The following is a 16,362-nucleotide window of genomic DNA, read 5'->3' as shown; positions in this document are numbered from 1 at the left end:
GTGGGCAGCAGAGCATCCGGGCGCTCCTGCTCGATAATCTTCGCCACAGTGCGCCATTCCACCGGTTCGATATAGGTGGCATCGGCCATGGCCGGATCGGTCATGATGGTGGCGGGGTTGGAGTTCACCAGGATCACCCGGTAACCCTCTTCACGCAGGGCTTTACAGGCCTGGGCGCCAGAGTAATCAAACTCGCAGGCCTGTCCGATGACAATGGGACCGGCGCCGAGGATCAGGATACTTTTGATATCGGTTCTTTTTGGCATAAGTCGTCGTCAGTTTAGGCCGTAGCCGTTAACTTGGTACCTGTCAGCAGGTGTTATTCGGTGCCATTACAGACACCGCGCACGGAATAGAGCCAAGTTCAGCTGGCCTGGCCGCGCGCCTCAATCAATTCGAAAAAGTGATCAAACAGCGGTGCTGCATCATGGGGGCCGGGACTGGCTTCCGGGTGACCCTGGAAACTGAATGCCGGCTTGTCCGTGCGGTGAATCCCCTGCAGCGAGCCGTCAAACAGCGAACTGTGGGTCGCGCGGAGATTGGCCGGCAGAGTCGCCTCATCCACGGCAAACCCGTGATTCTGGCTGGTGATCATCACCGTACCGTTATCCAGATCTTTCACCGGATGGTTAGCCCCGTGATGGCCAAATTTCATTTTCACGGTCTTGGCGCCACTGGCAAGGGCCAGCAACTGGTGCCCCAGACAAATGCCAAAAACCGGGATGTCGGTTTCCAAAAACTCGCGGATCGCCTGAATGGCGTAATCGCAGGGCTCCGGGTCCCCCGGTCCATTGGACAGAAAAATACCATCGGGATTCATGGCCAGCACGTCTGCCGCAGGAGTTTTGGCAGGCACTACCGTGAGGTTGGCACCACGGTCCACCAGCATGCGCAAGATGTTGTGTTTGGCGCCGAAATCATAGGCCACCACGTTGTAGGGCTTGTTTTCCGGCGCAGTAAATCCAGCACCCAACTGCCAGCTACCCTCGGACCAGGTGTAGGATTTATCGGTGGTAACTTCCTGGGCCAGATCCATGCCTTTCAGACCGGAAAAGGCACGCGCTGCAGCCAGCGCTTCGTCACGATCGACACGACCTGCCATCAGGCAACCACTCTGGGCACCTTTTTCACGCAGGATACGGGTCAGTTTACGGGTATCAATGTCGGCGATACCAAGAATATTGTTCGCCTTCAGGTATTCATCCAGCGCCTGCTCGGAGCGGAAATTACTGACAAGAAGCGGCAGGTCACGAATCACCAGACCCGCAGCCCAGATGCGTTCAGACTCACAGTCTTCGCTGTTAACGCCGACATTGCCGATATGCGGATAAGTCAGGGTAACGATCTGGCGCGCATAGGAGGGATCAGTGAGGATTTCCTGATAGCCCGTCAGTGCTGTATTGAATACCACTTCACCACTTGAGAGCCCATCTGCGCCAATGGCGATACCCTCAAACACAGTGCCATCCTCAAGCGCGAGAATAGCGGACCGATGGCTATCGGTATTCAAAGTAACCTCCTCAACCTTAAAGGGAATTATTACAGTGACAGCTCATTTCCTTCAGCAACAATCCGGTGCAGTTTAGCTAACGCCAGGCTGTAAAAAAGCGAGATGAAACCGCACGTCTCACCTCGCTTTATAATTCTTCAACCGCGTCCCTCACCGCTGATTACAGGACTTGCTTTGTCTGCGGAAACTAACGGCGCATTCTAGGGCAAGCACCCCGACCTGTCCAGCCGATATCATGCCGTCCGGGGCAAATAATTGGCTGTTTTCACAGACATGTCCTCACTTCAGACCGAGCACATCCTGCATATCGTAAAGGCCTTTTTCCTGCCCCTGCAGCCAGGCGGCGGCCCGCACAGCCCCGCGGGCAAAGGACATGCGGCTGGAAGCCTTGTGGGTAATCTCCACACGTTCACCATCTGCCGCAAACATCACCGTGTGATCGCCGACGATATCGCCTGCGCGGACCGTAGCAAAACCAATGGTCTGACGCTCCCTGGCACCGGTCTGCCCTTCCCGGCCGTAAACAGCCACTTCGGACAGATCGCGACCCAGAGTTTTGGCCACCACTTCACCCATGCTAAGGGCGGTACCCGAAGGGGCATCCACCTTGTGACGGTGATGGGCCTCGTACACTTCGATATCGACATCGTCGCCAAGCACTTTGGCCGCCATTTCCAGTAATTTGAAACAGAGATTGACCCCGGTGCTGAAATTGGACGCTATGCACAGGCCGGTAGTATCGGCTGCCGACAGCAACTGCTGCTTTTGTTCCGGGGTGAACCCGGTGGTACCGACCACCATTTTTTTGCCGGCAGCCGCACAGGCCTCGGCATTGGCCAGTGTTGCCAGCGGCGCTGTGAAATCAATCAGGACATCGAACTGATCGAGCACCTGGGTGATATCGCCAACCACCGGCACATTGAGCTTACCGATACCGGCCAGTTCTCCAGCGTCAGCTCCGATGAGGGTGCTCTCCGGCCGCTCGATGGCCACTGTCAACTGCGTGTCGGGGTTCAGGGTTACCGCTTCTATCAGGGTTTTGCCCATACGACCGGCCGCACCGGTCACTGCAATTCGTGTCATAGGGTATTCTCGTTATTTTTCAGACGTGAATCGCACTACAGCGCGAAGCCATCAAAGAATTTCTTTACACCTTCAAACCAGGATGTTTTGCGGGGCGAATGTTTGCCGCCCTCAAGGCTCTCCTGCAATTTACCCAGCAGCTCCTTCTGTTCCGCATTGAGGTTGACCGGGGTTTCCAGAATAACACGGCACAAAAGATCACCTTGACCTCCACCACGAACGCTGGTGACGCCTTTACCACGGAGCCTGAACAATCTTCCGGTCTGGGTCTCCGCCGGAATTTTCAACTTCACCCGACCATCAAGCGTCGGCACTTCAATTTCACCCCCCAGAGCGGCATCGACAATACTGATGGGCACTTCGCAGTATAGATCGCGACCTTCACGACGGAACAGGGCATGCTCCCTGACGCGGACCTGAACGTACAAATCACCAGCAGGGCCACCTTCGGGTCCAGCTTCACCTTCACCGGCCAAACGAATGCGATCACCGGTATCAACACCGGCAGGAACCTTGACGGACAACGTCTTGGTATCGTGCACCCGACCCTGTCCATGACAGGTGCTACAAGGGTCACTGATAACCTGACCGCGACCACGACAGGTGGGACAAGTTTGCTGAACCGCAATAAAGCCCTGGGACATGCGCACCTGGCCATGCCCACCACAGGTGGAACAGGTCGTTGGAGTGCTGCCTTTCTTGGCACCGGAACCGTCACAAGGCTTACAGGCCACCAGCGTCGGCACCTTGATCTGGATGGTTTTGCCCCTGACGGCATCCTCAAGGTCCAGATCCAGGTCGTAACGCAGGTCGGAACCACGGCGCGGACCGCCGCGACCACCCCGGCCACGACCACCTTGACCAAAAATATCGCCGAACACATCACCGAAAATATCGCCAAAATCACCGAAGCCTGCGCCACCGGGGCCGCCACCAAAACCGCTATTAGGGTCTACACCCGCGTGGCCGTACTGGTCGTAGGCTGCTTTCTTTTCCTTGTCAGAAAGCACTTCGTAGGCTTCCGTCGCCTCTTTAAAGATGTCCTCGGCCTCTTTGTTGTCCGGATTGCGGTCCGGGTGATTCTTCATCGCTATGCGGCGGTAGGCTTTTTTGATCTCCTCCGCAGAGGCACTTTTGGCTACACCGAGAATCTCGTAAAAATCGCGTTTGGCCATGGCGTATCAACTTCTGTTGTCGGGTTAACTGCCCAGCGGGCAGCGTATCAAACTAATCCGTGCATCCTGCAAAATCATTTCCTGTCAGACGCAGCAAGGCGCGGGCATGACCCGCGCCTGCTTCCGGCTGGAAGGCCGGTAACGACAATCAGGGAAATCCCTTACTTCTTGTCGTCTTCCTTCACTTCCTCGAACTCGGCATCAAGCGCGTCGTCCTGGTTGCCACCGGCTGCGGCAGTACCCTCGTCAGCGGCACCAGCTTGGGCAGCTTCTGCCTGCTCCGCATACAGTTTCTGCGCCAGGTTGGCAGAGGCTTCAGACAATTTGTTGGCAGCCGCATCCATGGCTTCCTTATCGTCACCTTTCACCGCCTCTTCCACTTCCTTGATAGCAGATTCGATGGCTTCTTTTTCCTCGGCACTGGCTTTGTCACCGGCTTCCTCGAGGGTCTTCTTGGCCGCGTGGGCCAGACCATCGGCGGCATTGCGAGCCTGCACCAACTCTTCAAATTTCTGGTCTTCGGCGGCATTGGCCTCCGCATCCTTGACCATGTTTTCAATTTCTTCATCGGACAGACCGGAAGAAGCCTTGATCACGATGGACTGCTCCTTGCCGGTGGCCTTGTCTTTGGCGCTAACGTTGAGAATACCGTTGGCATCAATATCGAAGGTAACTTCAATCTGGGGCATACCGCGAGGTGCCGGGGGAATATCTGCCAGGTCAAAACGACCCAGGGACTTGTTACCCGCCGCCTGCTTGCGCTCACCCTGAACCACGTGGACAGTTACCGCGGTCTGGTTGTCATCTGCCGTGGAGAAGATTTGCGATTTCTTGGTAGGAATCGTGGTGTTCTTCTCGATCAGCGGGGTCGCCACACCGCCCATGGTTTCAATACCCAGAGTCAGCGGGGTCACATCCAGCAGCAGCACATCTTTGACATCACCGGACAGAACCGCGGCCTGAATCGCAGCGCCTACAGCCACCGCCTCATCAGGGTTTACATCTTTACGTGGTTCCTTGCCAAAAAACTCGGATACGTACTTCTGTACCAACGGCATGCGTGTCTGACCACCGACCAGAATCACGTCTTCAATATCTGAAGCAGACTTGCCCGCATCTTTCAGTGCCATTTTGACCGGCTCCATGGAGCGGGACACCAGCTCTTCAACCAGGGACTCCAGCTTGGCGCGGGTCAGTTTCACTACCAGGTGCTTCGGACCAGTGGCATCTGCTGTGATATAGGGCAGATTTACCTCGGTCTGCTGGCTGGAAGACAGCTCGATCTTGGCTTTTTCTGCGGCTTCTTTGAGACGCTGCAGAGCCAGGGGGTCATTGTGCAGATCAATGCTGCTCTCTTTCTTGAATTCTGCGGCCAAGTATTCGATCAGGCGCAGGTCGAAATCTTCACCACCGAGGAAGGTGTCACCATTGGTCGACAGCACTTCAAACTGGTGCTCTCCATCCACATCGGCAATTTCGATGATGGAAATATCGAATGTACCACCACCCAGGTCATAGACAGCGATAACGCGATCGCCCGCGCCCTTGTCCATACCATAGGCCAGGGCTGCAGCCGTCGGCTCATTGATAATCCGTTTAACTTCGAGACCGGCAATCTTACCGGCATCCTTGGTCGCCTGACGCTGGGAATCGTTGAAGTAAGCCGGCACGGTAATAACGGCCTCGGTGACTTTTTCACCCAGGTAATCTTCCGCGGTCTTCTTCATTTTCTTCAGCACTTCGGCAGAGATCTGCGGCGGCGCTTTCTTATCGCCCTTCACTTCAACCCAGGCATCACCGTTGTCGGCCTTGGTGATTTTGTAGGGCACCATCTTGATGTCTTTCTGCACCACATCATCTTCGAAGCGACGACCAATCAACCGCTTCACCGCAAACAGGGTGTTGCTCGGGTTGGTGACAGCTTGACGCTTGGCGGACTGACCCACCAATACTTCGTTATCATCGGTAAAGGCCACAATGGAAGGCGTGGTGCGCGTTCCTTCAGCATTTTCGATGACTTTCGGTTTATCGCCCTCAAGAACAGCCACACAGGAGTTGGTGGTGCCGAGGTCAATGCCGATAATCTTGCCCATTTTCTGAATCTCCGGGTTAAATCAATCTATTAATAATTGGCTTCTGGTTGTGTATATTGGCCCGCTTTTCGGGATTTCAACCCTCACCATCGGTATTTGCTTGCGCGGCAGCAGCTTTGGACACCACGACCATTGCGGGGCGCACCAGGCGTCCGTTCAGGGTGTAGCCTTTCTGGAACACATCTACCACGGTGTTGGGCTTCACTTCCTGCATTTCCAGTATGCTCATAGCCTGGTGCAGCTCGGGGTCAAATGCCTCACCCTTTGGGTCAAGTGTGTCGACCTTGAAACGCCCGAGTACGTCCAGAAAACTCTTAAGTGTCAGCTCGATGCCTTCTCCCACCGCCTTGAATTCTTCATTGCTGACATCAATGGCGCTGATGGCACGCTCCAGGTTATCTACCACTGGCAGAAGCTCACCCACGAACTTCTCCAGTGCATATTTGTGAGCGTTTTCAACATCCCGCTCCATACGGCGACGCAGGTTCTGCATCTCCGCCTGGGTGCGTAAAACGTGGTCCTTTGCCTCGGCCAAATCGGCCAACACCTGCTCCACGCTCAGCTCCTGGCTTTCTTCAGCCTGAGATTCCTCCGGCTGAGTTTCGGTAGTCTGTTCCGCCTCCGGCTGCTGTTGTTCCGGTTCCTGCGAATTATGCTTTTCCGTCGACACGCAACGATCCCCCTCTGGACTTTGGTTCACCGGCTATATTGGGTCTTAACAACTAGTTTCAAGGGCAGACGCACTTAAAAATTCTGTATACCATTAGCCTTCGCACAAATCGCAACACTGACTCGGAACAGCCCCTTGCTCACCAGCCTCAGCGTCAACAATTTCACCCTGGTGGAATCTCTGGAAGTGGATTTCAGCGCTGGCATGTCCGCATTGACCGGGGAGACCGGCGCTGGCAAATCCCTGCTGCTGGATGCACTGTCCATGGCCCTTGGAGATAGAGCGGACACCGACCGCATTCGCGAAGGCCAGGAACGGGCAGAAGTAACTGCCCTGTTTGATATTTCGCAAGCCCCCCAGCCCCATCAATGGCTGACGGACAATGATTTCGCCAATGACAACGATGAATGCCTGTTGCGGCGGGTGATCACTCGGGAAGGCCGCTCCCGGGGCTACATCAATGGTCAGCCGGTGACGATGCAACAGCTGCGAGAGCTGGGCGAAATGCTGATCGACATTCACAGTCAGCACGAGCATCAGTCTCTATTGCGCAAGGAAAGTCATCGCCAGATTCTGGACGCCTTCGCAGGCAGCAGCGATCTGGCTGCGTCTGTGCGCAACTGTCAGCAACAGTGGAGTCGCCTCAATCAGCACCTGCAACAGCTCACCAACGCCAGCGATGAGCTGGACGCCCGCAAGGCATTGTTACAGTTTCAGCTCCAGGAATTTGAAGAACTGGGTCTGGCTGAGGGCGAACTGGCCCAACTTGAGGAACAACAGCAGCTCCTGGCCAATGCCGAATCCATTCTGAAAGACAGTCACACCCTGATCGAATTATGCCGGGAGGGAGATAATTTCAACCTTCAGGATGGACTGAACCGTGCTGTACAGCTGTTGAGCGCGATGCCAAACAAGCCCCAAGGGTTACTCGAAGCAGAAAAACTGCTGAACAGTGCGCTGATTGAAGTCGAGGAAGCAGGCCGGGAAGTTCAATATCACCTGGACAGCTTTGAACTGGACCCCGAACAGCTGCAAACCATTGAGGACCGCCTCAGCGCCATCTATCAACTGGCCCGCAAGCACCGCATTCAGGCCGAGAAGCTGACGGAAAAGCAAAATGAGCTGCAACGTGAACTGGATGAACTGACCGGCGGCGCAGAGAGCCTGGAAACCTTGCAAGGGCAGGTCGATCAACTACTGGTGCAGTACCAAAAAATGGCACAAGCCCTTAGCCAACAACGTGCAGAAGCTGCCAAACTACTTTCCAGCCAAGTGGAGCAACAGTTCGCCTCCCTATCCATGAAAGGCGCCCGCTTCGTGGTGGAACTTCGCCCTGGAAATCCTGAAAAACCTTCAGCCCATGGCTTGGAAAGTGTGGAGTTTCTGATCGCCACCAATCCAGGGGCAGAACCCAAACCCCTGTCAAAAATTGCTTCCGGCGGCGAGCTGTCCCGTATCAGCCTGGCCATTCAGGTGATCGCCGCCCGCCATGCCACTATTCCAACACTGGTATTTGATGAGGTGGATGTCGGTATTGGCGGTGCCACCGCCAATGTAGTGGGGGAACTGCTGAGGGAACTGGGCAACCGCGGCCAGGTTATCTGTGTTACCCACCAACCTCAGGTAGCTGCCTGTGCTCACCACCAACTCCTTGTCAGTAAACAGACCGGCACGAACACCGCACACAGCGATATCCAACCCCTTGGAGAATCTGAACGCATTGAGGAGATCGCTCGCATGCTGGGCGGCGCCTCCATCACTGACACCAGTCGCGACCACGCCAGGGAACTGCTGGCACTGGCCAATCCGTCCAGTTGATCTGAGTCAATACTGCCCCTCGAAGAGAATTTTATGCTTTCGCCTCCAACTATCAGGAGGAAAATAAGATGCTAGCAGAAGATACTGCAACCTTGGGTAGAGTCGGCAAATTGATGTTGATGGGAATTGGCGTGATGTTTGTGCTGATTGCCGTGGCATCTACCATCGCCTAGCCCATTTACACCCTGCTGACGACCAAACTCGTCGGCAGGGTCCCATCTCTTCCCCCATTTACCGCCTCCAAGCTCGACGTAAAGAAATCACTGGGTTACCCTGAAAGCCCTGAGTCTTTCTATGGGTTCATTTGATGATTTCTGAATTTTTCTCCGCGAGCTTTAGTCTCTCCATGCTTCCCGCAAGGCTGGCGGTACGCAATACCAAAGCCACCTTTCAGGCCATACGTGACCTGCCTACCATGATGAAAAATGCCCCTTTCGAGATGTATCAATCCCGCGAGGAGGCACAAGTGCTGATGGCACAACTGATGTCACGCATCGACCAGCAACTGGGTTGCGACCCAGCCAACCTCAGCAGCCAGGAACGGGAAATGATTGTCGGCCGCGAACTGGCCATGGCAGAGCAGCATCTGGGACAGTCGCTGATCAATATGCTCACCGCCTGTCGTGTGTTGACGGCAAAACCCTCACGGGTCATTGAGCATGGCCCCGCCGACCGAATCGACTAGTCAGCGGCTATAAAGACGAGATTTTTGTAGCCGCCATCGCAAACTGCCAAGCGCTCATCCAGGGGCTCACAAGAGGCCGCTTTCAAATTGCCGATATCCGGCAGTCGTTCGCTCACTGACATATTCCGTTTATCTTTTTTCAGAAACCCGAACATGGTTTCAAACCGTTGCCTGAAGTCCAGGCCGCGACTGGTCACGTCTTCATACAGATAAACGAACTTGCGAAATGAGAACGTCGATCCACCCAGACCGATTTCCAGCATCTTCGACAGGTACTGCCGGTAGGACAAACGCAGGTAGTCCAGCTGCTGCCCCCCGTTCATCCGACTAGGCAGGTCAGGAATCCCCATGCGGTTAGCGTCACCCAGAACCCCCGGGGGCAGCTGGTCATTCCCCTTGTTTGCCACTAACCGATAGTGACTGTCGCCGCAATGGAGGGATATCCCTTCCAGAAGACAGGCACCACCCTGAACGGTGGACATGAATTGTTCGGCCTTTTGCGGTGCCGGCATTTCTGTTTTTTGCCGCACTGGCATCGCAAGACCAACACCTACCTTTGCCGCAGGTCGTTTGAGCAGTAACGCCTGTGTCATTTCATCATTGCGTCGGAAGTCATAAAAAGCGGGCAATTTCCCTCCTTGCCCCAGCGCCTTCAGCTCGCAGAAAATCTGCTCATAGTAGGTTTCTGCCAACAGCAAACAGGCTTCATCGGCCCAGCCCGGCAGGGAAGCACCCGCGAGCCATAACCACAACACCGGTTTCAACAACCTTTTCACTCCGGACTCCTGCTTACTGAATACATCGCTCAGATACTTAACCATTAATCGCCACTGGGCACAAAATAGCGGATTGGCTCATAGTGTATATTTACGACACCCTGCCAACCCCTTAGACTGTAGTGAATTCCTTATCGAAGGCGTTCAGATACAGCGAGTTATGACACAATCCCTGGTTCGCCTTCTCCCTCCACTGTTCTGTCTAGTGCTGGCACTGCTGACCTACTGGCAGCTGCCCCACTTGGATGCGGAACAGATTTCCCTACTGACCCAATTGCCATTTATCGTCTGCGGACTGGCGGCCTTCATGGCGATTCTGGCCAATCGCTCCCGGGATCTGGGCGGCGCCGGTACCATGCTGCTGGGTTACTGGCTGATCACTGTCTTTATGCAGGAACCCCTCAGCACCGAGCCCGCCGGACAGATATTTGCTCTCACTTCCCTGTGCCTGCCGGTGCTGCTGGGACTGTTCATCATTCTGCCCGACACCGGCTGGCGCCACCCGGGATTCCTGGTGCTGATCGCGTTTATTTCCATCTTCGTGCTAATAGTAATCAGCCTGTTCCAATGGCAACCACTGTGGTTTGACACGCTGATGCCCAGCGCGGGCGATCCAGACCTGCTTAACCTTAAAATTTCCTCGCTGTCCGGACTGTTGTTTTTCCTCGCATTTACCCTGGGCGTTACGTTACCCATTCTGCATAAGGAGCAACTCGACACCAGCATGCCCAGCTGTGTTCTGTTCAGCTTTATCACCCTCGGCTGGTTCGGCATCCCGCAGATATCCTCGATCATGTTTTCAGCAGCGGGGCTGCTGCTGATTATCAACCAGACCCACAGCCTGCTGAACATGGTTTACCGGGATGAACTCACCCAGATTCCCAACCGACGGGCATTGTTGCGTGATGTGCGCAGCATGGGCAGCACCTATGCACTGGCCATGGTAGACGTGGATCACTTCAAAAAAATCAATGACAACTACGGGCACGATGTCGGCGATCAGGTATTGAAGGCCGTCGCAACGAAATTACGTAGGGTTTCCGGTGGCGGCAAGGCTTACCGCTTTGGCGGCGAGGAATTTTGCGTGCTATTTAGGGGCCGGCACACTGACCAGGTACTGGATTTCCTCGAGGACCTGCGCAGAAATATCGCCGATTACGACATGACGGCCCGAGACAAGCAAAGCCGCCCCCGCAGCAAGAAAAGTGGCGAGAAAAAACGTGGAGCCTCCCGACGTGACGGCAACATACGGGTCACCGTCAGCATGGGCGTGGCCGATTCACAGGATGCCTTGCACTTTGAAGGCGTGATGAAAGCTTCCGACAGCGCCATGTATCGCGCCAAGGAAGGCGGCAGAAATCAGATCAAAACCTGTTAAAGAAGACTACTGGCAGTCAGAAAGCAATTACTGCTTGGGACGAACGTACAGCACTAGGTTATGTCCCACCAACTCGTAGCCATTTTTTTCCGCGATCGCTTTCTGCAAGGCCTCAATCTCATCACTGTGGAACTCAACCACTTTGCCGGTATCCACATTCACCATGTGATCGTGGTGCTCACCACGGTCCATTTCATAAACTGCTGGACCGTTATCAAAGTTGTGACGGGTGATCAGACCCGCGCTTTCAAACTGGGTTAAAACCCGGTAAACGGTGGCGATGCTGACATCGTCCCCGGTTTCCATCATCTTGCGATAAACGTCTTCCGCGCTCATGTGGCGCTCGCCACTTTCTTCGAGGAGTTGCAAGATTTTCAGGCGTGGAACCGTAACTTTCAGCCCGGCCTTTCGCAATTCACGGTTTTCATCGTTCATTCCCCTAACGCCCCTTCTATACACTGGATGGATTCGGTATTATCGCCCTTCGCTGAAATGACTGGAACCCCACGATGCACTTTACTGCGCGATTGAGCTGTTGCCTGGCCCTGATGGTCTCCCTCTCGGGCTGTTCAGGTATCTCCATGCCCAGCTTCAGCATGCCCAAGCTGCCGAGTATCCATAAATTTGATATTCAGCAGGGCAATGTCATCACCCAGGAAATGATCGATCAGCTCAAGCCCGGGATGACCAAGTCCCAGGTGCGATTCATCATGGGCACACCCCTGATCGCAGACACTTTCAACGAGAATCGCTGGGATTACTACTACAGCCTGTACCCTTCAGAAGGTGAAGAGGTGCGTGAACAAGTCTCTATTTACTTCGAAGACGAAAAATTGGTGGGCTTCCGCGGCGATTTCATTCCTTCCGCTTTGGCTCCGCCTCCGGCAGAGCCCGAGCCCGCTGAACAGGACGCTGACGAAGCAGCCGAGTAATTACTCGCTGGCCCCCTGCTTGGCTTTTTCAGCCCGACGTTTTCTTACTTCCTTGGGGTCCACCAGCAGCGGACGATAAATCTCCACCCGATCACCCGCCTGCAGTACCTGCTCTTTAGGTGGCTTCAAACCTTTACTCCCCAAAGACTGACCAAAAATCCCCATCTTTGCCGTCTCCAGATCAATTTCCGGAAACTGCTGCACAATGCCCGATTGCTCTACGGCTTCATAGGCAGTGGTCCCCGGCGCCACCTGCAGGGTTGTCAGCTGCTGACGCTGGGGTAAAGCGTAAGCCACTTCGACGGTAATCAATTCCACATCTTTCATCGACCATAAACCTCTTGCGCCCGCTTTGACAAAGAGTCCACCAGGTTGTTAGCCACAGAGGCAAACACACTGCCAGAGGCCAACCCCATCGACAGGCTGTTAAATTCAAATTCCAGGTCCAGCATCACCTTGCAGGCCGATTCGGTCAGCGCCTTGAAACTCCACTCGCCCGAGAGCTTTTTAAAAGGCCCTTCCGACAGCTGCATCACAATACGATCCGGGGGATAAAGCGTATTGCAGGTGGTGAAACTGTGTCCCACCCCCCCTTTTTTCAGGTCCAGCCGCGCCGTCATTGATTGAGGATCTTCCGCCAGAATATGCGCCCCGACACAACCCTCCATGTACAGAGGATAGCTGGCCACATCGTTGACCAGATCAAACATCTGCTGAGCCGAGTACATCACCAGCGCACTGCGCTTTATTGTCGTCAACATCAGGCAAACGTCTTATAAACACCCAGAACAAACACCACCAGCACAGCGAAGGGTGAGAGATAGCGTACAACCCAGCGCCAGGCAGAAAAGACTGCATGGGTTTCATCTTCCAGCTCCCGGCGCACGGTATCGGGCCGCATCAGCCAGCCCACAAACAATGCGATAAACAGCCCCGTCAGGGGCAGCATAACGCTGGAAGTGAGGAAATCCATAAATTCGAAGAAGTTGAACCCGGCCAGGCGTTTTTCTTCCCAAACATTGAAGGACAACACACTACCAAGCCCCACAACCCAGGCAATACCACCCAGCAGCAGGTTAGCGGTAAGACGATTGAACCGCTTTGTTTCAATCAGGTAGGCCACAGCAGGCTCTATCAGTGAAATGGCCGAACTCCAGGCAGCGACAGTCACCAGGACAAAAAACAGGCTGCCAAACAACAGGCCACCGGTCATATTGCCAAACGCCACCGGCAGACTGACAAACATCAACCCCGGGCCCGCCCCAGGCTCAATGGTCGGGTTGGCAAACACGATCGGGAATATCGCCAGCCCGGCCATTAATGCGACTAACGTATCGAGGACTCCCACGGCCAACACCGTGCGGCCGATTCTAGCGTGCTCCGGCATGTAGGCACCGTAGGCCATGATGGCTCCCATGCCCAGGCTGAGGGTAAAGAAGGCATGGCCCAACGCCTCCAACACCCCCGCCCAGGTGAGTGCTTCTGCATTAAAACTGAACAGAAAACTAAAACCCTGGGCAAAATCACCCCGCTGGATGGAAAAACCCAATAACACCACCAACAGCACAAACAGCATGGGCATCAGTATACGAACGGCCACCCCCAGTCCCCGGGTAACCCCTCCGATGACCACCGCGATGGTGAGCACCATAAAAATACTTTGCCAGAAAATTAACTCCTGGGGGTCTGCCAGCAGTTCTCCGAAGATTTCACCAGCCTGTTCCGCGCTGGCACCCAAAAAGGTACCGGAGGCCATTTCCCCGATGTAATAGAGAGCCCAGCCAGCAATTACCGCGTAGTAGGAAAGAATCATCAACCCCGCAGTGACGCCCAGCCATCCAATGGCGTGCCAGGCACCGTGCAACCCTGCTTCCTCAGTCAGAAAACGCATGGCATTAATGGGGCTCTGGCGACCACGGCGGCCCAACATCACTTCCGCCACCATAATAGGCATCCCGACCAGGAGAATGCATAGCAGGTAAACCAGCACGAAGGCACCACCGCCATTTTCACCGGCAATGTAGGGAAACTTCCAGATATTGCCCAGCCCCACAGCAGAACCTGTGGCCGCCATGATAAATGTCCAACGGCTGGCCCAGGACCCGTGGAGGCCACGCCCCCGGGTCGCAGCTGAAAGTTGTTGTTCTGCCATGAATACTGCTCGAACGTTGTTGAAGCCGATTGTACCGGCATTCCCCCTCTGGAAAAACCAACGGGCAGCCTCACCAGCAACAAAACCATAGGCGCTACCCGGCGCAATCCTTATAATGCCCCGCCATGGCCAAGAAACCTCAGAAAAAGAAACAAAGCGCTACCATCGCACTTAACAAACGAGCGCGACACGAATACCAGCTGGAAGAAAAATTTGAGGCCGGTCTGGTATTGAAAGGCTGGGAAGTAAAAAGTTTACGGGCCGGAAAAGTTCAGCTAACGGACAGCTACGTTTTGCTGAAGGATGGCGAAGCCTTTCTGCTCGGGACTCATATCACCCCCCTGCCAACCGCCTCCACACACTTTGTGACCGACCCCACGCGCACCCGCAAACTGCTGCTCAACCAGCGGGAACTGAGTCGATTGTTCAACGGCGTCAACCAGAAGGGCTATACCTGTGTGGCCACCGCACTCTATTGGAAAAACCACCTGGTGAAATGCGAGATCGCGCTGGCCAAAGGTAAAAAGGAACACGACAAACGTCAGACAGAGAAAAACCGCGACTGGGAACGGCAGAAACAGCGAATTATGCGTCACAATCAGTAACACCCTTCCTCCCAGATTTCAGTATCCGGCGATTGCTGTCGACCCACTAAAAATATCCTGAAAAAATGCTTTGACATTGATAATTGTTATCATTTAGGATTGATAACAGTTCTCATTAACAAGAAGCGTCTACACCCTATGTACATCTGTATATGCAATGCCGTGACTGATCGGGATATTCGGGAAGCCGTAGAAAATGGCGCTTCCAACATGAGAGCGTTGAAACAGTGCACAGGGGCTGCCAGCCAATGTGGCAAATGCCTACCCCAGGCAAAAGCCATTCTTAAAGAGGCTATCGCCGAAGCCAACTACTTCGACGCCATGGGCACTGCGTAACTCCCATTACCACCATCCATTTCAGGCTTACACGCCTTATTAACTGATAATAGGACCCCACCAGGTCCTATTTTTTTGTCAATTCATGGTAGTAGCGGCACCATGAACTCGGTAACCTATTATTGAGAGAGGCCGTGAAACTTACAGAACTTAAAAGGACATCCCATGAAAGGTGATACACAACTGATTGCGTATTTGAACAAAGTACTGGGTAACGAACTGCGCGCCATCAATCAATATTTCCTCCATGCCAAAATGTACAAGGACTGGGGACTGAAGGAGATCGCCGACAAGGAATACCATGAATCCATTGATGAAATGAAACACGCAGATGCCGTCACAGAGCGTATTTTATTTCTTGAGGGACTCCCCAACCTTCAGGACCTGGGCAAGTTCTACATCGGTGAAAACACCCAGGAAATGCTGGAATGCGACCTCAAACTGGAAATGGAAGCCCTTCCCGTGTTACGTGAAGCCATTGCCTACGCGGAATCCATCAAAGACTACGTTAGTCGCGACCTGTTCAACGACATTCTCGAGTCCGAGGAAGAACATGTGGACTGGCTGGAAACCCAGCTGGGGTTGATCGACAAAATCGGCATTCAAAATTATCTGCAAGCCCAGATTATCGAGGAATAACACCCTCGGCCTTGAAAATGAACCTGAAAACCCCATAACAGTCTAAGGATCGTTACGTTGCTGTGGTACTATGCCGCCACAGTTATTAACTGTCATCTTCAGGGGGCGATTTGGATTCGACGCCGGTTACGAAACCCTGGGTGCATGCCGAGATGGCGACCAATCTCGTAAATCCAAAGTCGCAAATTATAGTTGCCAACGACGACAACTACGCACTCGCCGCCTAAGAAACGGTAGAATGCCATCTGACTGGAGCCGTGCTTGTGCGTCCAGCGCTTCAACTACCCTCGGGTAGCGGCGAAGCACTCAGGTGTCATACTCACAAGATCGCGATGAAGCTCGTCCGGGGTGGATTCGCTAAACACTTACCGGAATCGCAGTTTACGTGCCCTGTCAGTCGGGTTGTAACCTGTTAAATTTAATAGACTGAACTAAGCATGTAGATCCCTCGGCAGAGGACTGACGGACGCGGGTTCAATTCCCGCCGCCTCCACCAATTCGACATCTAGC

General features: G+C 54.2%; 18 protein-coding genes and 1 other RNA gene. 8 read left to right on the top strand and 11 right to left on the bottom strand.

What is annotated here, in order from left to right:
- The 6 genes from ACYZYZ_RS09240 to grpE form a co-directional block, all read right to left on the bottom strand.
- Window positions 1-266, bottom strand: a 266-nt coding sequence (locus ACYZYZ_RS09240; protein ID WP_461484058.1) for a carbamoyl phosphate synthase preATP-grasp domain-containing protein, incomplete at its 3' end; no start/stop codon positions are given.
- 98 nt (window positions 267-364) lie between these two features.
- On the bottom strand, window positions 365-1,510 hold the full coding sequence (gene carA / locus ACYZYZ_RS09235; RefSeq protein ID WP_305170134.1) for a glutamine-hydrolyzing carbamoyl-phosphate synthase small subunit: 1,146 nt from the start codon (window positions 1,508-1,510) through the stop codon (window positions 365-367).
- A 279-nt stretch (window positions 1,511-1,789) separates the two neighbouring features.
- Window positions 1,790-2,593 carry a 4-hydroxy-tetrahydrodipicolinate reductase gene (gene dapB, locus ACYZYZ_RS09230; protein ID WP_461484057.1) on the bottom strand — a complete coding sequence of 268 codons (804 nt, stop codon included), beginning with the start codon at window positions 2,591-2,593 and terminating at the stop codon, window positions 1,790-1,792.
- A 35-nt stretch (window positions 2,594-2,628) separates the two neighbouring features.
- Window positions 2,629-3,768: a molecular chaperone DnaJ gene (gene dnaJ / locus ACYZYZ_RS09225; RefSeq protein ID WP_461484056.1), complete on the bottom strand. Its 1,140-nt coding sequence runs from the start codon at window positions 3,766-3,768 to the stop codon at window positions 2,629-2,631.
- A gap of 161 nt (window positions 3,769-3,929) precedes the next feature.
- Window positions 3,930-5,861 (bottom strand): molecular chaperone DnaK, encoded by a 1,932-nt coding sequence (gene dnaK / locus ACYZYZ_RS09220; protein WP_461484055.1) that lies wholly within the window; start codon window positions 5,859-5,861, stop codon window positions 3,930-3,932.
- Between the two features lie 76 nt (window positions 5,862-5,937).
- The gene (gene grpE / locus ACYZYZ_RS09215; RefSeq protein WP_461484054.1) at window positions 5,938-6,531 is read right to left on the bottom strand and encodes a nucleotide exchange factor GrpE; all 594 of its coding nucleotides are present in this window, start codon (window positions 6,529-6,531) and stop codon (window positions 5,938-5,940) included.
- 135 nt (window positions 6,532-6,666) lie between these two features.
- Between grpE and recN the strand changes: the two genes are divergently transcribed.
- Both recN and ACYZYZ_RS09205 read left to right on the top strand, forming a co-directional pair.
- On the top strand, window positions 6,667-8,349 hold the full coding sequence (gene recN, locus ACYZYZ_RS09210) for a DNA repair protein RecN (RefSeq protein WP_461484053.1): 1,683 nt from the start codon (window positions 6,667-6,669) through the stop codon (window positions 8,347-8,349).
- Between the two features lie 307 nt (window positions 8,350-8,656).
- A complete protein-coding gene (locus ACYZYZ_RS09205) occupies window positions 8,657-9,034 on the top strand; it encodes a hypothetical protein (protein ID WP_461484052.1) in 378 nt (125 codons plus the stop codon).
- On the opposite strand, the gene ACYZYZ_RS09200 is transcribed toward ACYZYZ_RS09205, so the two are convergent.
- Window positions 9,031-9,810, bottom strand: a complete 780-nt coding sequence (locus tag ACYZYZ_RS09200; protein ID WP_461484051.1) for a hypothetical protein — start codon at window positions 9,808-9,810, stop codon at window positions 9,031-9,033. The genes ACYZYZ_RS09205 and ACYZYZ_RS09200 overlap by 4 nt on opposite strands.
- Before the next feature lie 160 nt (window positions 9,811-9,970).
- Here ACYZYZ_RS09200 and ACYZYZ_RS09195 point away from each other — a divergent pair, with 160 nt between their 5' ends.
- Complete coding sequence (locus ACYZYZ_RS09195) at window positions 9,971-11,188, top strand: GGDEF domain-containing protein (protein WP_461484050.1); 1,218 nt, start codon at window positions 9,971-9,973, stop codon at window positions 11,186-11,188.
- A gap of 27 nt (window positions 11,189-11,215) precedes the next feature.
- On the opposite strand, the gene fur is transcribed toward ACYZYZ_RS09195, so the two are convergent.
- Window positions 11,216-11,623, bottom strand: a complete 408-nt coding sequence (fur, locus tag ACYZYZ_RS09190) for a ferric iron uptake transcriptional regulator (protein WP_461484049.1) — start codon at window positions 11,621-11,623, stop codon at window positions 11,216-11,218.
- A gap of 74 nt (window positions 11,624-11,697) precedes the next feature.
- Here fur and ACYZYZ_RS09185 point away from each other — a divergent pair, with 74 nt between their 5' ends.
- Window positions 11,698-12,120: an outer membrane protein assembly factor BamE gene (locus tag ACYZYZ_RS09185; protein ID WP_461484048.1), complete on the top strand. Its 423-nt coding sequence runs from the start codon at window positions 11,698-11,700 to the stop codon at window positions 12,118-12,120.
- Here the strand turns inward: ACYZYZ_RS09185 and ACYZYZ_RS09180 are convergent, their stop codons facing one another.
- The 3 genes from ACYZYZ_RS09180 to ACYZYZ_RS09170 are packed head-to-tail and all read right to left on the bottom strand — an operon-like array spanning window position 12,121 to window position 14,272.
- Window positions 12,121-12,447, bottom strand: coding sequence for an RnfH family protein (locus ACYZYZ_RS09180; RefSeq protein ID WP_461484047.1), 327 nt, complete (start codon window positions 12,445-12,447; stop codon window positions 12,121-12,123). It lies immediately after the preceding gene.
- Window positions 12,444-12,881, bottom strand: a complete 438-nt coding sequence (locus ACYZYZ_RS09175; RefSeq protein WP_305170122.1) for a type II toxin-antitoxin system RatA family toxin — start codon at window positions 12,879-12,881, stop codon at window positions 12,444-12,446. Before ACYZYZ_RS09175 ends, ACYZYZ_RS09180 begins: the two co-directional genes overlap by 4 nt.
- The gene (locus tag ACYZYZ_RS09170; protein ID WP_461484046.1) at window positions 12,881-14,272 is read right to left on the bottom strand and encodes a sodium-dependent transporter; all 1,392 of its coding nucleotides are present in this window, start codon (window positions 14,270-14,272) and stop codon (window positions 12,881-12,883) included. Before ACYZYZ_RS09170 ends, ACYZYZ_RS09175 begins: the two co-directional genes overlap by 1 nt.
- A gap of 125 nt (window positions 14,273-14,397) precedes the next feature.
- Here ACYZYZ_RS09170 and smpB point away from each other — a divergent pair, with 125 nt between their 5' ends.
- From smpB to ssrA, 4 genes are all read left to right on the top strand, one after another.
- Complete coding sequence (gene smpB, locus ACYZYZ_RS09165) at window positions 14,398-14,877, top strand: SsrA-binding protein SmpB (RefSeq protein ID WP_305170120.1); 480 nt, start codon at window positions 14,398-14,400, stop codon at window positions 14,875-14,877.
- A 138-nt stretch (window positions 14,878-15,015) separates the two neighbouring features.
- On the top strand, window positions 15,016-15,213 hold the full coding sequence (locus tag ACYZYZ_RS09160) for a (2Fe-2S)-binding protein (protein ID WP_461484045.1): 198 nt from the start codon (window positions 15,016-15,018) through the stop codon (window positions 15,211-15,213).
- Window positions 15,214-15,378: 165 nt separating this feature from the next.
- The gene (gene bfr, locus ACYZYZ_RS09155; RefSeq protein WP_461484044.1) at window positions 15,379-15,852 is read left to right on the top strand and encodes a bacterioferritin; all 474 of its coding nucleotides are present in this window, start codon (window positions 15,379-15,381) and stop codon (window positions 15,850-15,852) included.
- A 101-nt stretch (window positions 15,853-15,953) separates the two neighbouring features.
- Window positions 15,954-16,348, top strand: a transfer-messenger RNA (tmRNA) gene (ssrA, locus tag ACYZYZ_RS09150).
- Window positions 16,349-16,362 lie beyond the last annotated feature (14 nt).

Origin of the sequence: Porticoccus sp., from assembly GCA_023261185.1 — a bacterium.
Taxonomy (GTDB): Bacteria; Pseudomonadota; Gammaproteobacteria; order Pseudomonadales; family Porticoccaceae; genus Porticoccus; species Porticoccus litoralis.
This window is presented reverse-complemented; position numbering and strand designations above follow the sequence as displayed.